Here is a 23,077-nt window from a genome sequence, read left to right as displayed (position 1 = left end):
GTAGATTTGATGGCTAAAGTACGGGAACTGTTAAACTTTGAAAAGATCAGAGAAGTAATTGATATCGATGTCATTACGGATAAGAAGGCAATGGTTGAAAAATATGTCATATCTAAGGATATGGAGCAAAACTTAATTCAACTGCTGGATGATATTAATAAAACGACACATAAGGCTGCCCAGATTGTCGGGGGCTATGGGTCAGGTAAATCTCATCTGTTAGCGTTTCTTATATCGATCTTAACTGAACCTAGCTTACGCCAATTTATTCAAGAACCGCGAGTAAAAGAAAGTGCCATGAACCTCCGTCGAGATTTTATCATCGTTCAGTGGGAGTTACAGCCCAACGACGTGGACCTTAGTCAATATTTTTATTTTGAAGTGGCCGCGCAATTGGCAGAAAATTATGCTATTCAGTTTGATTTTAAAACAGAAGGAGTTGTAGATCACAAAAAGAACATTCTGGAACTTCTTGATAAAATTAAAGAAGACAACCCGAGCCGTGGCCTAGTAGTTGTCTTTGATGAAATATCTGATTTTCTTAAGCAAAAGGATAAAGAAAAAATTACCCGCGATATGCAGTTCTTAAGAGTATTAGGGCAAGTGGCTCAAAGTAGTGATTTCACCTTTATTGGTGCTATGCAGGAGCATATCTTTACGAATCCTAGATACATTGACGAGGCGGAGAGTTTTGGTCGAGTCTCTGAACGTTTTCAAGTCATTACGATAAAACGGGAAGATATAAAGAGGGTAATCGCAAAGCGTGTTCTGAGCAAAACTCCCGAACAGAGATTGGAACTAGAGCAGCTCTTCAACCAGTATAAAAAGTATTATCCGAATATCCAAGCAAACATTGATGAATATATTGATCTCTTTCCGTTACACCCATATGTAATACAGATTTTCAGTGAACTTCCGTACTTTGAAAAGCGGGGAGTAATCCAGTTTACCGTACAGGAAGTAGAAAAGATTCTGAACGAAAATTTCCCATGTCTGATTACTTATGATCGGATCTTTGATGAGATCAATTCCAAGCATACTGTAAAGAATTTGGAAACAGTGTCTCCGGTAGTGAACGCAGTGCAAACACTCGAGAGTAAAGTCGATCTACTAGAAACACGTAATCAGGATGAAGCCAGACAGATTATCAAAGCTTTAGCTGTGCTTCACCTTTTCGGTAAAACTAATAATAACGGGGCAAACCTGGAAGAACTAGCGAATACCTTATTGATCTTACCAGAAAATAAAATGATGGAAGCCAGTGACGAAATCGGCTTAGTTCTAAACCGCTTACGAAAGGTTACGGATGGACAGTTTATCAATGTAAATAAAGATGGTTATTATTATCTGGATCTTACGATTCAAATTGATTATGACCAGGTAGTTGAAAGAAGAGCAGATAATTTACCGAATGCCATTCAGGATGAACGCATACTAGCGATACTTAAAGATCAGCTGATGTTGGGGACAGAACTGTTATCAGGGGGCTATTCAGATACTTGTGCTTGGACAGATCGTCGGTCTTTCCGGAATGGCTTATTTATTTATGAAACCGGTAAAGGGGAATTAATTGAAAACAATGGGGATTACCAACTGGTATTTGTCTCACCTTTTTGCACAAAAAACCGTTATAAACCAGTACAGAATAGAATTATCTGCAGCGGTTCACTTGATGCCGAAGCGCAGAAATTGCTAAGAAGGCTTTCTGCAGTCTATCTTCTAATTGGAGAAAAATATCAGATCAGTATCATGGAAAAGAGATCGACCCAATTAAAAAGAGATTTTATAACTGCCCTGGTTAAAGGTTACCTTGAAACGGGAGTTATTGAAGTCGGAGCAGAGAAAAAATCTATTAAAAGCCTTATTTCTAGGGAATTTAAAAATTTCGATGAACTATTTTCAGAATTAAAGCCTGCATTGTTACAACCTTATTATGAAGTTGTTTACCCGAAACATCCTCGTTTTTCTCAGATTATCAGTAGAGATAACATTGAAGGGGAATTTTCGAGTGCTATTAAAGACATTATTAACCGCAGTGGAGTTCAATCTCTCTTTGGCGGTAGTAAGGCAATTTTAAATGCACTGGAACTGGTGGATCATGGTGGTCAATTGAATACAGGACAATCAGAAGTGGTTGTCACTATCTTGCAGGAAGCTAAGGCACAGCAGGGTAAAAATGTTGATGTTGAGACAATCATCAATAAGCTTGCCCAAGCTCAATATGGCTATCATCCAATCATCACTAAATTTATCATTGTACTGCTTACTTATAATGGAGAACTTGCTTTAAAAGCTACAGGAGGGAAGACAATCAGTTCCGCCGAAGTTTCAGAGGTCTTTTCCTCTGGTCTGGATGCCTTTACTAATATTAAATACTTTTTTATTGAAAGCGATATCAACCCACAGCCATTAATGGAACTTTTTACGGCAATAGGTATTCCGGCTCAAGCTGCCAAGTTAAGGATTAGCAGCAAACGGGGAGAAGCGGTACAGGATTTTCGCTCGCGCTATCTAGATCTTCAGGCACAATGCGAGCAGGCGGAGCAGAGGTTAGGAACCATTGCCTTGTATCATAAGGATATCATTGATATCAGCGGTTTAAAGACCAAACAGGAAACGTTGAAGAATATTCCTTTAACTGATTTTGCTGAGGTGAAAACTCCAACGGACTTGAAAAAGATCATCTATTCTAAAGAGGAAATTGCTACTATTGCACAAGCTGTTCAGGTACTGCAGCAGTTAGTAATTTTATATGACCAATACATTAACCAGATAAAGCCTGAACTTGAATATGCCTTGAAAGTGAAGCGTTTACTTAAAGAAAATTCTTATGCACTTCAGGTGGAGGGCTTGGAAGAAATGCTATCGGATGTATTTATGATTCTCGTTGATGCTCAAAAACTGCTGGAGCCCAGCCAGAGGCAACCTTTGGTAGGAAAATTACAACAGGTCCGCAAAAAGTATCAGGCAGCCTATTATAAAGAACATGAACGTTGTGTAGGATCAAAAGTGGATTGGAACCGCTTGCAAACAATAATAAGTAATTCCAAATATAAAAACCTGACATTACTGAAGAATGTACGGATTCTGGATAAAAGGAACTTTAGCATTGTTGAAAGTGGAATCGTAAATACCAGCAACTTGCACTGTGATGAGTTTAAACTGGAGATGCTGGAGAATGAAGTTGTTTGTCCACGTTGTCATTTTCCAACGAATTATGGAGTGGGTGTAGATCAACGAATCGAGGCAATCGAAGAGGAGATTGAAATTTCCTGGCAAGATTGGGAGAGTACCATTTTAACCGAACTGAATAATTACCGGGATAATATCCAGTATCTGCAGCCAGAGGAAAAGGACGTAATTCAAGAGATTATTAGAAATAGTGCATTGCCTGAGATAGTGTCTTCCTCGCTCATTAAAGCATTGAATCATCTCTTTGATGAATTGGAAGTGATTGAGTTTGATCCGGCTAGATTACTGGAAATTCTCTTCAAGGATTCGCAGATCTTAGATTACTATAGCATGGAACGAAAGCTTAACGATTTCAAACAACAACTAGTGTCCGGGAAAGATTTGGAAAAGATTAGAATTAAACAGGTCGAAAAGGGTGGAGAGTAGACAATGGAAAAACAGACGGAACTACAGTTTGAAAAACTGCCCAAAGAAATAATTGAGAAAGATGAATTCGCAGCTTCCTGCCGTCCATTAGAAGAAATGTTGGAAACTGTGCGTAAGATTGAAGGGTTTCCAATCGCCAAAGATGAGGACATTTTGGCTCTTTCAGACGCACCTTATTACACGGCTTGTCCGAACCCTTATATCATTGATTACATTACTCGTTATGGTAAGCCCTATGATAAGAAAACAGATAAATATCAACGAGCACCTTTTGTAAGCGATGTAAGTGAAGGCAAAAACGATCCTATCTATAATGCTCATTCTTATCATACAAAAGTACCGCATAAAGCAATTATGTCATTTATTGAACATTACACTGAGCCAGGAGATATTGTCTTTGATGGCTTTTGTGGAACAGGAATGACTGGGATTGCTGCCCAGATGTTGGGAAGAAGAGCGATTCTTTGTGATTTATCTCCAGCTGCGACCTTTATCGCTTATAACTACAATACTCCTGTGAATGTAGAAGAATTTAAACAGGAAGCTGAGCGAATCTTAGCTGAAGTCGAATCCGAATGTGGGTGGATGTATGAAACCTGGCATACGGATGGAAGAACAAAGGGCAAGATTAACTATATCGTTTGGTCTGACGTGTTTATCTGTCCTTACTGTGAGAATGAATATGTTTTCTGGGACGTAGCGGTGGATAAAGAAGCTGGAAAAGTAAGAGATGTGTATTTTTGCCCTCACTGTAAAGCGGAGATTGATAAAAGGCAATCGCGTCGATTCTCTACCACTTTTTTAGATACTACCATTAGAGAGGAAATTACGCAGGCCAAACAGGTACCAGTATGGATCAATTATTCGGTGGGTAATAAGCGCCACGAAAAAGCCCCTGAGGAAACTGACTTGGAATTAATTAAAACTATTGAATCACTTGATATTCCATATTGGTTCCCAGCTAATGAAATGCCAGAGGGCTATAACACGGAACAACCAAAACGATCTCATGGAATTACTCGCGTTCATCATTTCTATACTAAGAGTAGCTTATGGTGGTTATCAGCTTTGATGCAACACAGTAAAAATAGAAATCCCACAGCAAAACTTGTGACATTTTCAATAATAAATACTTTATCTAGACTATATCGTTATACAGTCAAGAAACCAAATTACAACGGACAGGGAGGAGGTTTGTTAACTGGGACACTTTATGTGCCTTCATTAATTAGGGGTCTTAGTGCTTCTTCTTCCTATTATAGGGCGATTTCTCGCTTAGTTAATATCCACAAATGGAAAAGCTTACAAAGTTCCAGTTTTATTATTTCAACAGCCAGTTCCACCAATATTGAGATATTAAGTAATTCAATTGACTATATTTTTACTGACCCTCCTTTTGGAGATAACATCATGTATTCTGAACTAAATTATATGTGGGAATCATGGCTCAAGGTTTTTACAAACAACAGGACGGAAGCTATTATGAATGCTCCTCAACTTAAAAGTTTAAATGAATATAAAGAATTAATGACTCGCTGCTTTAAGGAGATGTACCGTATTCTCAAACCTAATCGCTGGATCACGGTTGTTTTTCATAATTCCAAGGCTTCTGTATGGAATGCTATTCAAGATGCAATTACACGAGCAGGGTTTGTTATTGCACAAGTCACAGTATTGGATAAGAAGCAGGGTAGCTTTAAGCAGGTTACATCAGCTGGAGCAGTTAAAAATGATCTAGTTATCAACGCATACAAGCCAAAGAAAGAATTTGAAGAACAGTTCCTGCGACTGGCTGGAGAAGGCCTAGAGAAGGATTTTGTGCAGGAACATTTGGACCATCTCCCTATTGAAATTAATATTGAGCGATCAGAGCAAATGCTTTACTCCAAAATGCTAGCACATTATATACAGCACGGTTTCGAAATTCGCATGAATGCTCGTCAGTTTTACGCTATGTTAAGAGATCAGCTCAAGCTGATTGATGGCTACTGGTTTAATGACAATCAAGTGTTAGACTATGGAGAATGGAAGAAGGCTCAAGGCTTAGATAAGATCAGGGAAATCAAGAGCGGAGAGCAACTTCTATTCGTTTCCGATGAAAAATCGCTTTTAGTTTGGCTGTATCAATTTTTGGAAACTCCACAAACCTATGGAGATGTATATACCGCCTCGCGAAAGATAATTACTGAATTCGAAGATGAAGTGCCTGAACTCAGAGAGTTATTAAATCAGAATTTTATATTAGAAAATGGAGCTTATCGACGTCCCCGTTCTCGGGCAGAAGAAGAGAAGATTGAAGAACAGAGGGAGAGAGATCTGTTACGTAGTTTTGACCAACTACTTACTCTTTCTAGAACAAGTATTAAGAAAATAAAAGGTTTACGTAAAGAAGCACTAATCCTTGGCTTTACCCAGGCCTATCAGGAAAAACGTTACCAGGATATTCTGGAGGTAGCAAAACGACTTGATCAAAAGATCATTGAGAATAATTCACAAATTAATGACTTTGTAGAATTTGCTCGCTTTAAAACCGGAGAGGGACTGTAATGAATATTGGCGAGAAAGTATTCTCTGTTGAAGCGCGGGAAAAAGGAATTGGGGTTATTACTGGGAAACAGGACCTGTTCCACCAGGAATATGCCGAGGTTTTTTTTGCTGAGAGTGGTGAATGCATCACCTTTTTGCAAGCCGTACTGCAGCCAGTTAAAACTGCGGAAGATACTTTTCTGCAGCAACAGTTTTCTCCTGCTAAGAGGTTTATCTTACGATTGTTCCAGAAGCAGATTGAGGCCGATAACACTGGGGATGGTTTGCAAGCCGCGGCTAATTTCAAGATTTTGCCTCTTCCGCATCAGCTATTGGCAGTAAAGTATGTGCTGGATCAACCTACCCCAAGAGTACTGATTGCTGATGAGGTTGGGCTTGGTAAAACCATCGAAGCTGCCCTAGTATATGAAGAGTTAAAAACCAGAGGATTGGTAGCTCGGGTTCTGGTTGTTGCTCCTTCAGGGCTCTGCTTACAGTGGCAGGAAGAACTAAAACAGAAGTTCAATGAAGATTTCATTATTTATGACCGGGAGACAGTACAAAGCTTAAAACAGCTATATGGAGAGAATACAAACATTTGGACTTTGAGGGATAAAATTATAACGTCGATGGATTTTATTAAGCCCAAAAAAATAAATAAGGATATTAATGAAGCTTTGTTAGCTAGAAGGACCTGGCATAATGAGCATGTTCTTGAAGCGGCTACTCAGGCTGGTTTTGACATGGCAATAATTGATGAAGCCCATAAACTGACCAAGGATATGAGGGGAGAAGAAACAGCCCGGTTTAAAGCCGGGAAAGCACTGGCGGAAAGCATTCCTTGTTTTATTTTACTAACAGCTACACCGCATCAGGGAGATTCTGACAGGTTTCGTTACCTACTGAACCTAGTAGATCCCTATCGCTTTTATAATAGCAGTGTTGTGACTCCGGAAAACGTTGAGAAAATTACCGTTAGGAACAATAAACGTGCGGTTGTTAATTTCCGAGGAGAACGTCTGTTCAAACAACGGCTGACTTCATTATGCAGTATACGCAGAGATAAGCCGGAGGATGGAATTGAACTGAAATTGTATCAGGCGGTCAGTGTATATGTGAGTGAATACTATAATTTGGCCCAGACGCAAAATAACCGGACCATGATGTTTCTTCTTCTGCTTTATCAGCGCATGGTCAGTAGCAGTTCTCAAACAATCTGGAAATCTTTAGACAAGAGACTAACGCTACTCAAGGAAGCAAGCAAGACAATGGAGAAGGTAGAGTTTAATGTTGAAGAGAATGATACCGAAGTTGAAGAAATACAAGAATTGAATGTTGAAGAACAAATGGTGTATCTGGAAAAAGGCTCTACCAACTGGCAGATAAATAAGAAATACTTGGAAACCGAGATTCAAATACTGGAACGATTGGTCGAGCTTGCTCGGGAGGCAAGTTTGGGACGAACTGACGCGAAGCTCCGAACCTTGCTGGAGATTATTGATGAATTTAAAATTCGAGAGAATGATCCTGAGTTGAAGTTTATTATCTTCACAGAGTTCGTAGAAACTCAGTATTATTTGAATAGCTGTCTACAAAATCTGGGGTATAAAACAGCATTGCTCAATGGACGTATGTCCTCGCAAGAGAAACAGCAGGCGAAAGATTTATTCCGCCAGGAGGCTTTGTTTTTAATCTCTACGGATGCGGGAGGAGAGGGGATTAACCTACAGTTTTGTCGCGTACTTATTAATTACGATTTGCCTTGGAATCCGATGCGTCTAGAACAACGGATTGGACGTATTGATAGGATCGGACAGAAGTATGATGTGAAGATTGTCAATTTTCAATTGGAAGATACGGTAGAACAAAGGGTGCGAAGGGTAATTGAGAACAAGCTTGATACTATAAAGAAAGAATTTCAGGCTGGAGAAGATAAACTTGCAGATATACTCAGCACGTTGCAGGAAGAGTTTTCTTTCGAAAACATTTATATTAATGCTGTGCAGAAACGGCTGGAGGATGTTACTCAGCTAGAAAAGATTTCAGAAGAGATCTATCAGCGGGCCAAAGACATGATTGGCAAAGGAGAGCTTGCCCTGCCTTTTTCTCAACTGGAAGAAAACTATAATGTCTCGGCCTGGGAATTAGAAAAAAAAGGAGAGGAAACAAAGCAACTACTAGAGGGATACCTAAGCATCTTTGGAGCCTCTATGCAGGAGTATAAAGGGCGTTCAGGTGTCTATTATTTTGATGATCCTATTAATGGTAAGCATTGGAAAAATGTCATTTTTCATCAGAAATTTACCTTGGAGCAGGAAGAGTCCGAAATCTTGGGACCAGGGCATCCTTTTGTCAGGATGGCGATGCATCAATTGGAGGATAGCTTATCTCAAGACATTAGTGCTAGAATACGGATAAATGAACACAAGTTCGCAGGAGAAGCAGGGCTAGCATTCGTTTATCAACTGAGACTGACAAATTATGTGGATAAGGAAAAGCTGTTTATTATTCCTTGCTTTATCAATTCAAATGGACAATATAACTCTCGCATCACAAAATATTTTCAGGGGTTGCAGTTACAGGTACAGGATCTTGTCGCGATTACGCAGGATATTGATCTAGCTATGGTTATGGAAAGAGGGAAGAGGCAAGGTGAACAGCTGGCAGAGGCGATATATCTTGAACAGAGGATAGGAATGGAAGAAAAACTCCGTAAACAGGAGGAGAACAGACAGGCCTATTTTAGTGCCAGAGAAAATGGATTGATGCGTATTGCCGTCGAAAATATCCGGAATGCGCGATTAAAAGAACTGCAAACTGAAAGGGATAACTTCCGAATCCAAGCCCGTAAGAGAAGACAAATGATTCCATCACTTAGGTGTGAACAAATTGCTTATGTGGAGTTTGTATGATGAAGAATTGGTATGCTACTCTAATCGACAAAGCAAAACAGTCTTACAGCCAACTGGTAATTGTCAAAGACTTGGATCAACTTGGAAGTGATAAGTCGTTGCAACAAGAGTTGGAAAAGTACTTTGCAATTATTAGTTTCCAAGGAGAATTATCTTTGCGGCAGTTTATTCGGCAACACCAAACTCAGCATATTTTGATTCTGATACAAAGAGAGGAAACCTTTCTACCTTATGATGTTGAAAGTTGCGCCGATTTTCTTTCCTGGAAACTCACGGATGTTTTTCCCCGTCTTGATAGCAGAGCGCTAAAAAAGTACGAGAGCGAGCATTATCAATCTATCTTTGATACCTATCAACTAATGGAAGACAAAATGAGTTTTCTGGATGAGCAACAGACGCAACTTTTGATCGAGGAATGGGTGAGACTTAGGAAAGTTACAGCTCGTGCAAAGATCTATTCTGGCTTAACGGATACCAATAAAAATGATCAAAGAGAGCTTAATGAAAATAATACCGAGAATAGTTGTCAGCGGCTTATTCATCAAATCCAGCAATTGCTATTACAAGATAGTATTAATTGGGGAGATATTGCACAGAAATATGGAGAATTAGAAGTGCTTCATCCGATGGAGATGACAAACACCCAAGCTTATTCTGATTTAGAACATAAGCTTGATCAACACTTTTTGAACTTTATTTTTGAGGGATATGACCAGTTGTTTTTCGCTAGCTATATGAATGGACCGGTTACAATTAATCAAACCATGAATTACCTTAGCACTTTAGATAGCAGGAGAATCGCCCTGCTCTGCTTTGATGGCATGGGCCTTGCAGAGTGGCTCGGACTAAAGAAATATTTGAACGTAAACCAAATATCGGACTTTAAGGAACAGGTAACTTTTGCACTAATACCAACACTTACAGCTGTATCGCGCACTTCACTTTTCAGTGGCGAAGTGGCCCTGAGTAAGATGGTTTCCGAGACTACCGGCTTTTACAAGGCTGTGGAGAGACTGTTTATGGATGGAAAAAGTAAAACGAAATACTTATTCAAGAATACAGATGGTAAATGGAATCCGGAATATTTGGCTTTTGAAGTATTAGGTATTATTTTTAACCTTATTGATAGCGTTGGACATAATACTACTCTTTTTACGAAAAGCAAAAAGAATATGCACAGGCAGCTGAATGAACTTTACAATGAGTCGCAGATCGCCAGGATTATTTCTAAATTACTAAGTGAAGGGTATAAAATATTCTTAACAGCAGATCATGGCACGATTTGGTGTTGTGGTAATGGAGTTAATTCAGATAAATACCTAGTGGAGGAACGCGCTCGGCGGGCACTCATCTATCCAAATAAGAAGTTAGCGGAGGAGTTTGCAAGCAAGAATGAGGTAATGGTTATGCAAAATCAGCGAATCGTTGGAGATAAAGTACTAATTTTTCCACGGGGGCGCGAAATGTTTAACACAAAGGATAAGTTAGAGATCAGTCATGGTGGAACCAATATTCAAGAAGTAATAATACCGTTCGTGGAGGTGCTTCCATGATAGGATTTGATCGGCCATTAAAACCACAATGGATCTATGAGAGTTTATTACTGGCTCAGCCAGGGCAGAAGCTTACTGAATTTAATCACCCATTTGAACAAATTGCCCGTGAATTAACTGGAAAAGAAGGAAAAAGAAAAGTGCGTACGGTCTTAGTTCGTTGTTTTCTGCGTGATCCCTCAAACCGTGCGAGGGTAAGACCAATTGTGTGCTTGAAGGAACTAAGCGAGAAATATGGCCTTGATTTTATGTCGCCTATTTATCTTTTCTATCTTATTTCCAGTACGGAGACACTGATAAATATTTCCGAACACATTTTTAGGTTATATGAGTGGGAGACTGAATTAAATCTTGCTTTTCTTCAACGTAAGATGATCGAGGGATCAGGTGATCGAGACGTTGTTGCCCGTTCAGCGAGATCCTTTATAAAAACACTGGCTTATTTTGGCTTGATAGCAGATACGAAAGATGCTTTACTTCTTAATAAGCCTTTAAGCCTTGATGAGCAGCAGGCAGCTATTATGTTGCAACTATGGGCCAGAGAATTGCGACACACGCCACAAATTGATCTTAGACAATTACCCCCTGAGATATTTAATTGGTTTACCTGGCCGGATCTAAGGCTTATTGCTAGGAAATATAATGGGGAATTTTGGGATTACCAGCACAGGATGGGAGGAGAATACTTGGGCGTATATACTTCATGAATACTGAAAAGGTGTTTGAGGAATTTAGGAGGGGAGCCAATGAAGAACCTACAGCAGCAATTTAATGACGCGATGATTGACATTTATCAGCGAGCAAAGAAGGAATGTAAATACAATGCAAGTCGTTTTCTTCAAGTTGTTACGGATAAAGGTGGAGTTGATGCGGCGCATTCTCTGATTCAAAAAGAAGGAGGAACTGAGGGCTTCATAAAGCTATGGGAACTACATAGGCTTGATCTTTCTGCTGAAGTATTAGTCCTAAAAGATGAGTTCAGGATACTTTTTACTGACATGGAAAGAGAACAATGCAGAGACAGGTTGGGAAAATAAGGGTATACATTTTGATCCTAAAATTTCTTAATTATCAGAAATAGGACGAATGAAGATGATCATACATAAGGGAGCACCGATTGAAAAAATATGATAAATTAGTCGAAGGGATCTTCTTAGAAGAAGGGAAAAATAGGTTTATAAGCACTGTTCAAGTTAAGAAGAAGATTTACGAATGCTATGTACCCAACTCCTCAAAAATGGAGAAATACTTACCTCTAAATAATAAGCTGGTATTATTGACGGAAAATATGAATTCTAATTGTAGAACAAAGTATTCATTATTTGCCGCCAAGCATAATGATGATTATGTCTTGCTAGATTTAAGGTTAGTGAATGCGTATCTTGAACAAGCGATAAAAGGAGGTCTTGTTTTTCCAGGCAACAATTACAGCATAGTACGCGAAAAATATATTGAAGGTTATAAGGCGGATTTGTTGTTATTAGGCGATGGTGAGCAAATAGTTGTTGAGGCCAAAGGTGTTATTTCGTTTAATGCAAGAATAAGTTTTCCCGGTATCTTTTCCAAGAGGTTTGAGGACCAATTGAGTAGATTATTAGTACTATTGAGTGCGGGTTGGAGAGTTAATTACTTTATCGTATCCTTGAGTCCATTTATTAAGCAAATAGAATTAAATAGTCCATCAAAACAATTTAATAGGTTATTTTCCAACTGTCTTGAGCTAGGGATGGAGTTAAAGCAACTTTCATTGGAGCTTAGTGATAGTATTATCAGATTTAGGAGCGAGAATCCTGTAATAATTTTGAAGCTAGACACACATGACGGGTTAGCTTTTAGATCAGTGTCCCAGAGTATAGATAAGTGAAAAGAGAGAGAAATAATGTATTTGGCAATAATTGAACTCTGGTACTTTTTGACAATAGCATCTAATTTGTTTATGTATAATTGTTTCTAACTAGCATTCTCTTTATCATATATAAAACAAGTAAAAAGCCGTTTGCTTTATTGTGAATAAAGCAAGCGGCTTTTTGTGTAACAAGGAGGAAAACAATATGGCGAAAGTAATCGCTCTTGCCAACCATAAGGGAGTGTCGGAAGACGATAACTGCTGTCAATCTTTTTATCGGCCTTGTCTGCCAAGGCAAGGAGATTCTGCTGGTGGAAGCAGACGCACAGGGTAACCTCACGGACTCATTGGATTTTCATGATCCGGACAATCTGACTGCGTATTTCGGAAACATCCGGACACCAATTTCGGCAGCATCCGGACAGAGTAACGGCAACATCCGGACAGCATAACGGAATTATCCGGACAGCATTTCGGTCACATCCGGACACCTTGTCGAGTTAGGAAACTAACTGGTACCCTTTCTCTAGAAGAAAGAAAGGGGCCGCAAGATGAGGAGGCTTGAAATGCTGAAAGCAAAAGAGATTCTAAGACTGAAACACGAAGTGGGACTTTCCTTAAGAGAAATCGGGAAATCCTGTAACTGTGGTAAATCCACAGTATCTGAAGTACTTGAACGCGCTGAGAATGCAGGAATTACATGGCCAGTAGAGCTTACAGACAAGCAATTGTTGTCTTTACTCTATCCCCCGACAAAGTGTAAGAATCCAATACCTGAACCGAACATGGAATATGTTTTCTACGAAATGAAAAGAAGGAACGTAACTCTCATGCTTTTATGGGAGGAATATAAAAGAAAACATCCTAGTGGCATCATGTATACCCAATTCTGCGAGCGTTACAGAAAGTTTAGAAAGGCCAACCAGCTAACCATGCATATCGAACATAAAGCAGGTGAAGAAATGCAGGTAGACTGGGCGGGTCAAACAATGTCTTATGTGGAACCTGAAACCGGTGAAATTATGACGGCCTATCTTTTTGTAGCAGTGCTTCCAGCCAGCGCCTATCCTTTTGTTTATGCCTACGGCGATATGAGACTTCCCAACTGGATCGATGCCCATGTTAAGGCTTATGAATACTTCGGAGGGGTTCCCAGAGTCACTATCCCGGATAATACGAAAACAGCAGTCACAACTGCGGACCGGATAGATCCCATACTCAATAAGAGTTACAACGAAATGGCCAGGTTTTACAACACCACACTCATCCCTGCCCGCCCTGGCAAGCCCAAAGATAAGGCTGCCGATGAAAACATGGTTGGCAATGTATCCAGAAGAATCATTGCAGTTCTTAGAAACAGACAGTTCTTTAGTCTTTATGAGTTAAATCAGGCTGTTAGCGAAGAATTACAAAGATTCATCAAGCGTCCTTTTCAAAAGATGGAAGGCAATAGATTAACCGCTTTTGAGAAGATAGATAAACAATGCTTACAGCCATTACCTACAGGAAAATATGAATTTGCCGAATGGAAAGAGACCAAAGTTCAATTCAATTACCATGTGGACTATGAAAGTTTCTTTTACAGTGTACCGTACACCTATGTTGGTGAGAAATGTTCGGTACGGGCAACTTCCAAAACAATCGAAATCTATGTTGCCGGTGAAAGAGTTGCTGCTTATCCCAAAAACCATAATCCATATATGCGTTATACCACTCTGCCGGAACATATGCCAGAGGGACATAAGGCGGTATCCGGCTGGAGTTCAGAGCGTTTTCTGTCATGGGCCAAGACCATCGGCCCTAATACTCAAAAACTCATAAAAGGTGTTCTTGAAAGTCGAGAATATCCGGTGCAAACCTATCGGGCTTGTATGGGTATCATGAGACTGAGTAAAAATTATGCCCCGGAATTAATGGAAAAAGCCAGCGAATTAGCGCTTGTTCAAAAGACCTATACTTACAAGTATTTCAGTATCATCCTCAAACAAGTAACGGTAAAATCGACGCAGTTAGAAGATGAGAAAATCATTCGCCATACCAATGTCAGAGGAAGCCGGGCTTACGTGGGAGGTGGCATTCATGCTTAATAATCCCACCGTAGAAAAGCTTAAAAGTTTAAAACTCAAAGTTATGGCACAGATGTTGAGTGATCCGGATGCTGCTTTACGCGAGCTCTCTTTTGAAGAACGACTGGGAATCATGGTCGAAAAAGAATGGCTATCTAAGAAAAACTCCCGGATAGAGCGCCTCTTACGTCAGGCATCTCTCGGACTGAATGCCTGCATTGAAGATATAGATTACACCGTGGATAGAACAATTGACAAAAAAGTCATTCAAACCCTTTCTACTTGTGCTTTCATTGAGCAAAAACTGAACATCGTTATTTCCGGCAAAACAGGAAGTGGCAAATCGTATATCGCTTGCGCCTTGGGAAACTGTGCCTGCCGGCACGGATACACTGCTAAATATTTCAGAATCCCGGAACTCCTCTTAGAAATCCAGGAATCGAAACTTGAAAACCGGTACACAAAGTATATGTTAAGCCTCCAAAACATTAAGCTTTTAATCCTGGATGATATCGGTCTTAAAGCATACAGCCTTGAAGAAAGCAGAGACATCCTAGAAATCGCGGAAAGCCGATATAACAAAGGTTCTACAATACTTTCCGGACAAGTTTCTCATACCCAGTGGTATGATTTGTTCCCAGATCCAACAATTGCTGATGCAATCATGGATAGAGTAATTCATAACGCCTATATCCTGGCCTTAGATTCTAAAATATCCATGCGGGAAGTAATGGCTGAAAGAATAATCAAAAACCTTTAAAGTAAGATCACCAAGGTCGTGGATAGTGCCGCCCTATGGACAACCTTACGCTACGCTTCAGGTTGACCACAGGTCTTGGATAAGCAGTAATAGGTATTCCTTAAAAGAGCTTATCCACACTCTCCACAACCACAACGGAGAAGGTTCTTGTTGACCATATACATAATTTGGAGTATCCTTCAAACCATTAAAAGGCTACTACAAATTGAGTAAAAACTAACCGACAAAGTGTCCGGATGTTTCCGGTTTACTGTCCGGATAATTCCGGAACGGTGTCCGGATGCCTCCGGAATGCCTGTCCGGATACGCCGGAATACGCAATCTGACCGTTACAATTAGTAACTATCCTGATAAAAGTAATGACAGAGGAGCGGTATGCTCCTGATGAAGACATCCTACAACAAAGGGAAGGCGTTGACCTTATGCCAGGCAATATCGCTTTTGTTGCGTTGTAAGATAATGCCTTGAAAATAAATGTACGAAAGTGTACGAAAAACCTATTGACGAAATAACAACGGAGAGCTATTCTTTAAGAGAAGTGCACAAAGATGTACGAATAATCAACGAGGTGTCGATATGAAGGCAGACTTAATTGAAAACCTAATAGTCGCTCATTGTAGCCGGGATGAAGGTAAATTCAAAGACGCCATTGAGGTATTGGCTGGAGATGAAGAAAAGAAAGGCAATGTCCCATTGGCTCAGAGAATACGAAATGCCTATAAACTAAAGAAAGTATCAGATAAGAGGAGTATCGAAGCGCCTCTTGATACTATGTCTTTCTCTCCTCAAGCAGCGCAGGGATCTGCCCCAAGAGACAAGGACAGTTTATTAGAGTTATACGAAATTGTAGAATCAAATGTCGAACTTAGCGACGTCATACTTTCGGACAGCCAGAAACAGATAATAGAACAAGTGATTTCTGAACAGAAGAACACAGATGAACTCCTAAAGCATAATGTTACTCCGTCGAATCGCCTTTTGTTTTGCGGCCCACCCGGATGTGGTAAGACGATGACAGCATATGCTATTGGAAATGAGCTTTCTATGAAAATTGCCTATGTTCGCTTAGATGGATTAATTTCATCGTATTTGGGGCAGACGAGTACAAACTTAAGAAAGGTGTTTGACTCTGTTCGAAATCAACGTATAATCCTTTTTTTGGATGAGTTTGATGCGATAGCAAAAAAAAGGGATGATTCAAACGAATTAGGCGAACTAAAGCGCGTTGTTACTACACTGCTTCAGAACTTCGACAACATGCCCAGCAACGTGTTCCTAATAGCCGCAACCAACCACGAGCACTTACTTGACCCGGCAATCTGGAGGCGTTTCAATGTAACCGTTACACTGGATTTACCGAACAATGAACAGCGTCAGACGCTTTTTAAGAAATGGATAAGCGAGCATGATGTCGACATCAAACTTGATTACGCTCTTTTAGCTAAAATATCTGAAGGCTTGAATGGCGCACAGATTAAAGAGTTAGCGAATGCGGCTTTAAAAAAATACCTTATAGAAAAGCATTTGAAAACCGAGGATGTCACAACCATCCTCTTGCAACAACTCACCAAATATTCCGGCGACAACGAAGAGGCAATGAAAGTAATGGTTGATATGATCGAACGCGGGGTGTCGACCAGACAGATTGCCAAAGCGCTCGGTACACCACATACGACTTTGGATTATCAATTAAAGAAATATAGGGGGAAGTCAGATGAGCAATGATGATAGAAGATTCCATCTGTGGATACCGCAGGAGGAAGTCGATGAGCTTGAGAAAAAACCAATGGCCATATCCGTTGATCGTGGCCTTGACTTCTCGTCGCATGGCAATAGCTTATCTCAAGGGTTGCAGGAGATTATGACAGCATATTCAAATCTCCAAAATGACTCCCTCAGCGAAGAGGATATCGTGGTCTTTAAAATGGTGCTACCAGAGGGTGAGGATATTTACGCCAAGCGAGATATTGCCGAAAAAGAAGGCCTGAAAATCAATGCAATAAAAGACAAACGACACGCGATTGTTAGCACGAACAAATCAATGTTTCAGAGACTTCAAGATCGTGTTGGCACATATAGGGATTCGGGCAGCTTAAAGCACTTTCAATATGTCGAGGAATTTGAGCCGTTTCCTACGGAAGAAAAACAAGCCCGCTCGCTAAAAAAATATTTAGCAGAACAAAAGGATAGCCTGTCTGTCGATGTGCAAATGATGTTTATCCCGAATCTTTCGGATGAAATTCAAGATAAAGCGGCAAGGCGGCTGACTGTGAAAATCAAAGAAATGGAAGGCTCCTTACAAGCCGAACCGTATAAACTATCCGACGGGACAACGGTTGTAAGAGCTGTAATCCCAATCAAAAATCTTGAGGCGGTTTCTTGTGATGCTGTCATTTACAGAGTAGAGCAAACCTCGTTTTTTCAGGTTAGCCCCAGCGGATTAAATCTATTCGGGTCTGAGATGGGTCTTTCTCCAGACATCGATATTGACGCCCTGCCTGCTGTGGCTGTATTGGATAGTGGCGTGAATTTCCCGTCGGATTTTTCTGCCTTGGTACCCGTCCACTGGCAGGCAAGCAGTTGTACGGGTAGCGGCGGCCCGCATGGTACAGCTGTAGCAAGCAAGGTCGTTTTTGCCCATATCGGAATGCAATTGGCAGAGCCATATCTAACTCCGCGGACTAAAGTTATTGACTGTGATATCTACGGATCGGACACAAAAGTCCCATCAGACGTTATGACAAAACGGATTGAAGAGGCAGTTTCAGCCTTCGCTGACGTCTGTAAGATATTCAATCTTTCAACTAATGCACCCCGTCCGATTGACGGAGACGAATTGAGTATCATGGGTTACCACCTCGACAGCCTTATGAAACGATACAGTATCAAGTTTGTGATTTCTGCCGGAAACCATGATCTTGCTAAATCGAGTAGTTCTTTGGAGGAAATACTCGAAGACGACGATATACGTGTCGCAGAACCAGGTGACGCAATGCTTGGAATAACCGTGGGTGCGGTGGCCGGAATAACTCATAATAACGCATTTAGCGAAGCGAATGTCATAACTGCTTATTCTCGGACAGGCCCTGGTTTTGCTGGCTTTTACAAACCAGATCTAGTTGCATATGGTGCAAATCTCTGTTATGACCTCACGATTCCCCGTGATCCTTTTTCAATAATTATGGCACCAAACGGTAGACTTGCTGTGGACTGCGGAACATCATTTGCAGCACCTGTTGTGGCTGGAGACTTGGCAGAGTTGCTCAATGTCACCCCAAACAGGGACGTGATGCTTGCTCAGGCTCTTCTCTATAATGGTGCGCAGCATCTGTGGAACACAAAAAAGATAACGCAAGAAGAGGCTGACTACATTGGCAATCACTACGGGCGGGGATTATCGTCTCCGCAAAGTTGCAAATACTCTTCGCAATATAAGGTGTCTTTTTTGCGATCAGGCTCTCTTAAGCGCCTCACAAAAGAACATGTTAAATTCTTGATGCCCTCGCCCCAAGCAGCACTTAGAGGAAATAACACAACAAGAGTAACCATTACATGCGTGACAAATCCCCCCATTGATAAGACGAAAGGAAGCCAATATCTCGGAGCATACATATCGGCCTCGCTTCACAAATTGGATAAGAACGGGAATCTGAACGTCGCTAATCCGAAAGTAAGCGATAACCGTACCAAATGGGACACTTGCTATCATTTTTCTAATACCTTCTCAGGTTTCACGTCAGGCGATTGGGAGGTATGGTTAGATTTAAGCACACGCTGGGGAACGGAAAACGACGTTGAAATCCCATATGCTCTGGTCATTACAATCGAAGATTTAACGAAAACAAACGACATTTATGCAGCTATTATGGCCGAGGCTGAAGGACGCTTCCAGCCAATCACGTCTATAAGAATTCCGGTCAGATAGTAGAAAAGACCACACCCAAAAAGGTGTGGTCTTTTCTACTATCTCTGGCTCTTAATGAAGGCAATATAACGCTTCACATCTTCAAGTTCTCTTTCCGTGAGTTCGGCAAAATCCAGAGCTGAGGATTTTGATTGCGATGCGGTCATCATCGTGGGTATATCTTCACTCTCTGCTTCATTTAGATATCCGGCAGCAACCATGATATCATTATAAGGGACATTCAATGCTGTTGCTATTGTCTTTAATATCTTCGGTGAAGGCTGTTTACGGGTGCCATCTTCAATGCGCTTTATTTCGGTATGACTAATTTCTGCTTTTTCTGCGAGTTTTCGGACAGACAGCTCGTACGCTTCCCGCTTCGTTTTTACGTAGGATGCCAACGTATTCAACAATATACCCTCCTTTCTCATTAGTATCAGAATAACATTTATGGAACCTAAAAGCAACATAATTTTGAAAAAGTGTTGACAAAAGGTTCCAGAGGACGTACAATAAACTGGAACCTAAGAGTTCCGGATAAATGCAGACAAAAAATATACCATTACAAAATAAGGAGGCAAATAATAATGGAAGAAAAAAAGAAAATGGTTACTATTATTGTGGAAGGTACTCCTCATGAATGGCCGAAGGGGGAAATTACATATAGCGAAGTAGTTACCCTCGAAGTCCCAGATTACGCTCGACATCCTGAGATAACCTATTCTGTTAAATATGTGAGGGGTCAAGGCAACAAACCGGAAGGAACACTGCCCTCCGGCGGTTCAGTTAAGGTGAAGGAAGGAATGATTTTTAGTGTTTCAGAGACTGGTCAGTCATAATGACGATATTAAGCGTTTAGTAGAAAAGGGATATGCTGTTGGATTTGATAGCAATTATCTTGTTATACGGGACATACCATACTTGAATCAACAACTTCAACTGCAGACAGGTGCGTTTGTTACCAAGCTTGTGTTCATCGATCAGAATAAGGTTAAACAAGATGATCATCAAGTCTATTTTGCAGGTTCTGTGCCGTATAATCTTGATGGTAAGCCAATTCCAAATCTCGCTGGAGGTCCTGTTAGTCTCCCTTTAAGTGAGAATAGCAAGGATGTAATCGTAGAGCGCTCGTTTTCTAATAAACCACGGAGCACTGGCAGGTTTCTGGATTTTTTTGAGAAAATTGAAAGCTACGTCTCCATTATATCTGGACCGGCTATGGAGAAATATGACGCAAATCCTTATACGTATAAAATTGTTGAGCGGGTACAGGAAGACTCAATATTCAAATTTCAAGATACACTTACATCCAGGGCTGAGATATCCGATTTGTCCGCAAAATTTAAGGATGATGTTGTTGCGATTATAGGACTTGGAGGCACTGGTTCATATTTACTTGATTTTCTCATAAAGACACCAGTTAGGGAAATTCGTATGTTTGATATAGACCCGTACTATGTTCACAATGCTTTCCGCTCCCCGGGAAGACTCCAGCCAGATGAACTTGGTAAGCTCAAAGTGAATGTCTTAAATTCGCGATATGAGAACTTTCGAACCGGACTAAAAGCCGAACCAAAATTCATTGACGATACATGTAAAGAAGACTTAAACAATGTAACTTTTGCGTTTGTGTGTGTTGATAAGGGAACCTCGCGTGCCGGTATTATTGAACTTTTAGTTTCAATGAAAATTCCTTTTATTGATGTCGGGATGGGGCTTAGCCGAAAAAACGGAAAGCTAAAGGGGATGGTACGTACTTCTTACTTTTCTACTGATGAGGATCAGATAATGAAAGAGAAAGGAATGGTACCGCTTACCGACAATCCTGACAAAATGTATAAAACGAATATTCAAATCGGGGAGCTCAATGCACTGAATGCTTGCCTAGCAGTTATAAGATTTAAGCAGTTGCGGGGATTCTACATGGAAGCTGTGGCCAATTATGATCTGCTGTTTGATATTTCTGACATGAAGATAGTTGGGAGTGATTTGACTGACAACCAGAATGGCGAAGATTAAGTTACAACGAGTTCACTATATGCCCAAGGAGTTAGAACAGGGCGTTCTTTATGTTTCAGAGGAATTCAGGGCTGCTGCACATCTTTGTGCTTGTGGTTGTGGAGCAAAGATCCGGACTCCATTAGGCCCAACAGAATGGTCTTTTTCGGAGACTCCTGATGGCCCAACACTATACCCTTCGATAGGCAATTGGCAGCAACCATGCCAATCGCATTATTTCATACGTAACGGTCAAGTTGTGTGGGCACCTAAATGGATGCCTGGGCAAATTGAGGCGGGACGTGCTGCTGAGGAATTAAGGCGGAATGCTTATTATGATAGCTTATATAAAAATAAGGGCATCCTAAGAAGAATCTGGGATTGGATCAAGAGTTTGTTTAGTTAATGGTATTTATACTACATTATGAACAACCACCGTTGTCGGTTCGATTCCGACCATCGATTTCATAGAAAACATAGACACCGCATGGATTGCGGTGTTTTTGCATTTCTGAAACACTATCGGAATTCGCACAAGCTAATGTATTTAAAGTAGAAAGTTAAGCCGAGTATCATAATCCAATCATTAACCACAAAAAAATATGAAAAATTCTCAATAAATATTTTAAAGGGGGGGGTACAAACGGCAAAAAAATCTGCTGATTAATAGAGAGACTTATTCTACCCCCCTCGGAGGTCTTTGAAAATTAAATATGTGTTTTATCCGGTACTTTCCCCGTATGTCCTATAAAAGGAAAGCCAGATTGCAGGTACGCCATGATCACCTGTTCGGTAACGTCGAATTTCAACAAAAGGATTAAAGTCATTAATGGAGTCGATATAAGGTAAGGTGGAAGCGGTTAATACCCGTGCAATAAATAAATGCTGGTAGCATTTATGGCCATGACACATACGAAGGGATAATGATACTTGCGTGCAGTCGAGGTTAAGTCCCAGAGTACGCCCCGGTCGTTGACGGGGAGGTGAAATTCCTATGAGACGGTTAACCGCCGCCTGCCGGATATAACCAATAAGAAAACCAAAACAGAAAGCGGTATGGGGTATGCCTGAATAAGTGGATAGATATTTTTATTGCGAGGCATACCCTTCTGCTGCTTTATTGTTTGTAAATCGAAAGGGGACGTTATGGAGACTACAAATATAGTCAATTCAAAGAGTGATCCATCAAGGCAGGGAGAACTTTTAACTGCAACAGAAGCAGCACAGAAATTTAGAATTGGCCGGGATAAACTTTATCAGTTAGCTCATACAGTAAATACCACTGGTTTTCCGGCCTTGTGGTTTGGGCCAAAGACGGTTAAGTTTCCCCGTGAAGCCTTACAAGTATGGCTAAACAGTGAAATGGGGAGAAAAGCATTATTTCAGATTATGAAAAAAGGAAACTAATATGGAATGAATAAATTTATAATATGTTTATTCAATAAAGGATTTATTGACAATACATCAAAGATGTTGTATTTTATAAATAGAAAAAATAAATCAAATATGATGTATTTTTTCAACTCAGGAGGATATAATGTGAATGTCTTTCGATACCAAACAGCTGGAGGAAAAGATTTAATTGCCGAATATCTTGATAACCTGCCGGCAATTGAAAGCGCAGAAGGCTGGAAGATACTTGAAAAATTAGAGGAAGAGGGATTTGATTATTTAAAGGATATCCTTGAAACTAGACCAATAGATACCAAAGCAGGTATTTATGAAATAAAGTTCAAAAGACATAACAGATTTTTCTATTTGATGATAGACAGAGATAATATTTACATACTTCATGTATGTAAAAAACAAAAAAATAAAGCAGAACTCACGGATATAAGACTAGCTAAGCAAAGGGCTATAGAGATATAAAGAAACTAAAAGATAAAAACTATTA

General features: G+C 40.3%; 18 protein-coding genes. 17 read left to right on the top strand and 1 reads right to left on the bottom strand.

Features of this window, described 5'->3' with window-relative positions:
- Positions 1-9 precede the first annotated feature (9 nt).
- The 13 genes from A7D23_RS02025 (at position 10) to A7D23_RS01970 (ending at position 19,206) form a co-directional block, all read left to right on the top strand.
- Entirely contained in the window at positions 10-3,618 is a 3,609-nt protein-coding gene (locus tag A7D23_RS02025; protein WP_068882975.1) for a DUF6079 family protein, read from the top strand.
- A gap of 3 nt (positions 3,619-3,621) precedes the next feature.
- The gene (locus tag A7D23_RS02020) at positions 3,622-6,165 is read left to right on the top strand and encodes a DNA methyltransferase (RefSeq protein ID WP_083221848.1); all 2,544 of its coding nucleotides are present in this window, start codon (positions 3,622-3,624) and stop codon (positions 6,163-6,165) included.
- Positions 6,165-9,056 (top strand): helicase-related protein, encoded by a 2,892-nt coding sequence (locus tag A7D23_RS02015; protein ID WP_068882973.1) that lies wholly within the window; start codon positions 6,165-6,167, stop codon positions 9,054-9,056. The genes A7D23_RS02020 and A7D23_RS02015 overlap by 1 nt, the downstream gene beginning before the upstream one ends.
- Positions 9,053-10,609: a PglZ domain-containing protein gene (locus A7D23_RS02010; RefSeq protein ID WP_083221847.1), complete on the top strand. Its 1,557-nt coding sequence runs from the start codon at positions 9,053-9,055 to the stop codon at positions 10,607-10,609. Before A7D23_RS02015 ends, A7D23_RS02010 begins: the two co-directional genes overlap by 4 nt.
- Positions 10,606-11,316, top strand: a complete 711-nt coding sequence (locus tag A7D23_RS02005; RefSeq protein ID WP_068882969.1) for a hypothetical protein — start codon at positions 10,606-10,608, stop codon at positions 11,314-11,316. The genes A7D23_RS02010 and A7D23_RS02005 overlap by 4 nt, the downstream gene beginning before the upstream one ends.
- A 39-nt stretch (positions 11,317-11,355) precedes the next feature.
- Entirely contained in the window at positions 11,356-11,646 is a 291-nt protein-coding gene (locus A7D23_RS02000; protein WP_068882967.1) for a hypothetical protein, read from the top strand.
- Positions 11,647-11,726: 80 nt separating this feature from the next.
- Positions 11,727-12,473 carry a DNA/RNA nuclease SfsA gene (locus A7D23_RS01995; protein WP_068882965.1) on the top strand — a complete coding sequence of 249 codons (747 nt, stop codon included), beginning with the start codon at positions 11,727-11,729 and terminating at the stop codon, positions 12,471-12,473.
- A 187-nt stretch (positions 12,474-12,660) separates the two neighbouring features.
- Positions 12,661-12,789 (top strand): hypothetical protein, encoded by a 129-nt coding sequence (locus A7D23_RS16520; protein ID WP_282432007.1) that lies wholly within the window; start codon positions 12,661-12,663, stop codon positions 12,787-12,789.
- The gene (locus tag A7D23_RS16320; protein ID WP_242871482.1) at positions 12,767-12,907 is read left to right on the top strand and encodes a hypothetical protein; all 141 of its coding nucleotides are present in this window, start codon (positions 12,767-12,769) and stop codon (positions 12,905-12,907) included. The genes A7D23_RS16520 and A7D23_RS16320 overlap by 23 nt, the downstream gene beginning before the upstream one ends.
- Positions 12,908-13,021: 114 nt before the next feature.
- Entirely contained in the window at positions 13,022-14,542 is a 1,521-nt protein-coding gene (gene istA / locus A7D23_RS01985) for an IS21 family transposase (RefSeq protein ID WP_068882962.1), read from the top strand.
- Positions 14,535-15,281: an IS21-like element helper ATPase IstB gene (istB, locus tag A7D23_RS01980; protein ID WP_068882960.1), complete on the top strand. Its 747-nt coding sequence runs from the start codon at positions 14,535-14,537 to the stop codon at positions 15,279-15,281. The genes istA and istB overlap by 8 nt, the downstream gene beginning before the upstream one ends.
- A gap of 576 nt (positions 15,282-15,857) precedes the next feature.
- A complete protein-coding gene (locus A7D23_RS01975; protein ID WP_068882958.1) occupies positions 15,858-17,006 on the top strand; it encodes an AAA family ATPase in 1,149 nt (382 codons plus the stop codon).
- On the top strand, positions 16,996-19,206 hold the full coding sequence (locus A7D23_RS01970; protein WP_068882956.1) for a S8 family peptidase: 2,211 nt from the start codon (positions 16,996-16,998) through the stop codon (positions 19,204-19,206). The genes A7D23_RS01975 and A7D23_RS01970 overlap by 11 nt, the downstream gene beginning before the upstream one ends.
- A gap of 38 nt (positions 19,207-19,244) precedes the next feature.
- Here A7D23_RS01970 and A7D23_RS01965 read toward each other — a convergent pair whose 3' ends face one another.
- Positions 19,245-19,595 carry a helix-turn-helix transcriptional regulator gene (locus A7D23_RS01965; protein ID WP_176714382.1) on the bottom strand — a complete coding sequence of 117 codons (351 nt, stop codon included), beginning with the start codon at positions 19,593-19,595 and terminating at the stop codon, positions 19,245-19,247.
- A gap of 177 nt (positions 19,596-19,772) precedes the next feature.
- Between A7D23_RS01965 and A7D23_RS01960 the strand changes: the two genes are divergently transcribed.
- The 4 genes from A7D23_RS01960 (at position 19,773) to A7D23_RS01940 (ending at position 23,052) form a co-directional block, all read left to right on the top strand.
- The gene (locus A7D23_RS01960) at positions 19,773-20,024 is read left to right on the top strand and encodes a multiubiquitin domain-containing protein (protein ID WP_068882954.1); all 252 of its coding nucleotides are present in this window, start codon (positions 19,773-19,775) and stop codon (positions 20,022-20,024) included.
- The gene (locus A7D23_RS01955; RefSeq protein ID WP_068882952.1) at positions 19,999-21,204 is read left to right on the top strand and encodes a ThiF family adenylyltransferase; all 1,206 of its coding nucleotides are present in this window, start codon (positions 19,999-20,001) and stop codon (positions 21,202-21,204) included. The genes A7D23_RS01960 and A7D23_RS01955 overlap by 26 nt, the downstream gene beginning before the upstream one ends.
- A 1,125-nt stretch (positions 21,205-22,329) precedes the next feature.
- Complete coding sequence (locus A7D23_RS01945; protein WP_068882948.1) at positions 22,330-22,590, top strand: helix-turn-helix domain-containing protein; 261 nt, start codon at positions 22,330-22,332, stop codon at positions 22,588-22,590.
- A 132-nt stretch (positions 22,591-22,722) separates the two neighbouring features.
- Positions 22,723-23,052 (top strand): type II toxin-antitoxin system RelE/ParE family toxin, encoded by a 330-nt coding sequence (locus A7D23_RS01940; protein ID WP_068883162.1) that lies wholly within the window; start codon positions 22,723-22,725, stop codon positions 23,050-23,052.
- Positions 23,053-23,077 lie beyond the last annotated feature (25 nt).

Source organism: Dehalobacter sp. TeCB1 (genome assembly GCF_001707455.1).
GTDB classification, from domain to species: domain Bacteria; phylum Bacillota; class Desulfitobacteriia; order Desulfitobacteriales; family Syntrophobotulaceae; genus Dehalobacter; species Dehalobacter restrictus.
The sequence above is the reverse complement of the archived record's forward strand: the minus strand, read 5'-3'. Positions and strand labels throughout refer to the sequence as shown.

Coding starts and splice junctions, on each gene's coding strand:
- A7D23_RS02025 (WP_068882975.1), top strand. CDS start 10: ATGGCTAAAGTACGGGAACTGTTAAACTTTGAAAAGATCAGAGAAGTA.
- A7D23_RS02020 (WP_083221848.1), top strand. CDS start 3,622: ATGGAAAAACAGACGGAACTACAGTTTGAAAAACTGCCCAAAGAAATA.
- A7D23_RS02015 (WP_068882973.1), top strand. CDS start 6,165: ATGAATATTGGCGAGAAAGTATTCTCTGTTGAAGCGCGGGAAAAAGGA.
- A7D23_RS02010 (WP_083221847.1), top strand. CDS start 9,053: ATGATGAAGAATTGGTATGCTACTCTAATCGACAAAGCAAAACAGTCT.
- A7D23_RS02005 (WP_068882969.1), top strand. CDS start 10,606: ATGATAGGATTTGATCGGCCATTAAAACCACAATGGATCTATGAGAGT.
- A7D23_RS02000 (WP_068882967.1), top strand. CDS start 11,356: ATGAAGAACCTACAGCAGCAATTTAATGACGCGATGATTGACATTTAT.
- A7D23_RS16520 (WP_282432007.1), top strand. CDS start 12,661: ATGGCGAAAGTAATCGCTCTTGCCAACCATAAGGGAGTGTCGGAAGAC.
- istA (WP_068882962.1), top strand. CDS start 13,022: ATGCTGAAAGCAAAAGAGATTCTAAGACTGAAACACGAAGTGGGACTT.
- istB (WP_068882960.1), top strand. CDS start 14,535: ATGCTTAATAATCCCACCGTAGAAAAGCTTAAAAGTTTAAAACTCAAA.
- A7D23_RS01975 (WP_068882958.1), top strand. CDS start 15,858: ATGAAGGCAGACTTAATTGAAAACCTAATAGTCGCTCATTGTAGCCGG.
- A7D23_RS01970 (WP_068882956.1), top strand. CDS start 16,996: ATGAGCAATGATGATAGAAGATTCCATCTGTGGATACCGCAGGAGGAA.
- A7D23_RS01960 (WP_068882954.1), top strand. CDS start 19,773: ATGGAAGAAAAAAAGAAAATGGTTACTATTATTGTGGAAGGTACTCCT.
- A7D23_RS01945 (WP_068882948.1), top strand. CDS start 22,330: ATGGAGACTACAAATATAGTCAATTCAAAGAGTGATCCATCAAGGCAG.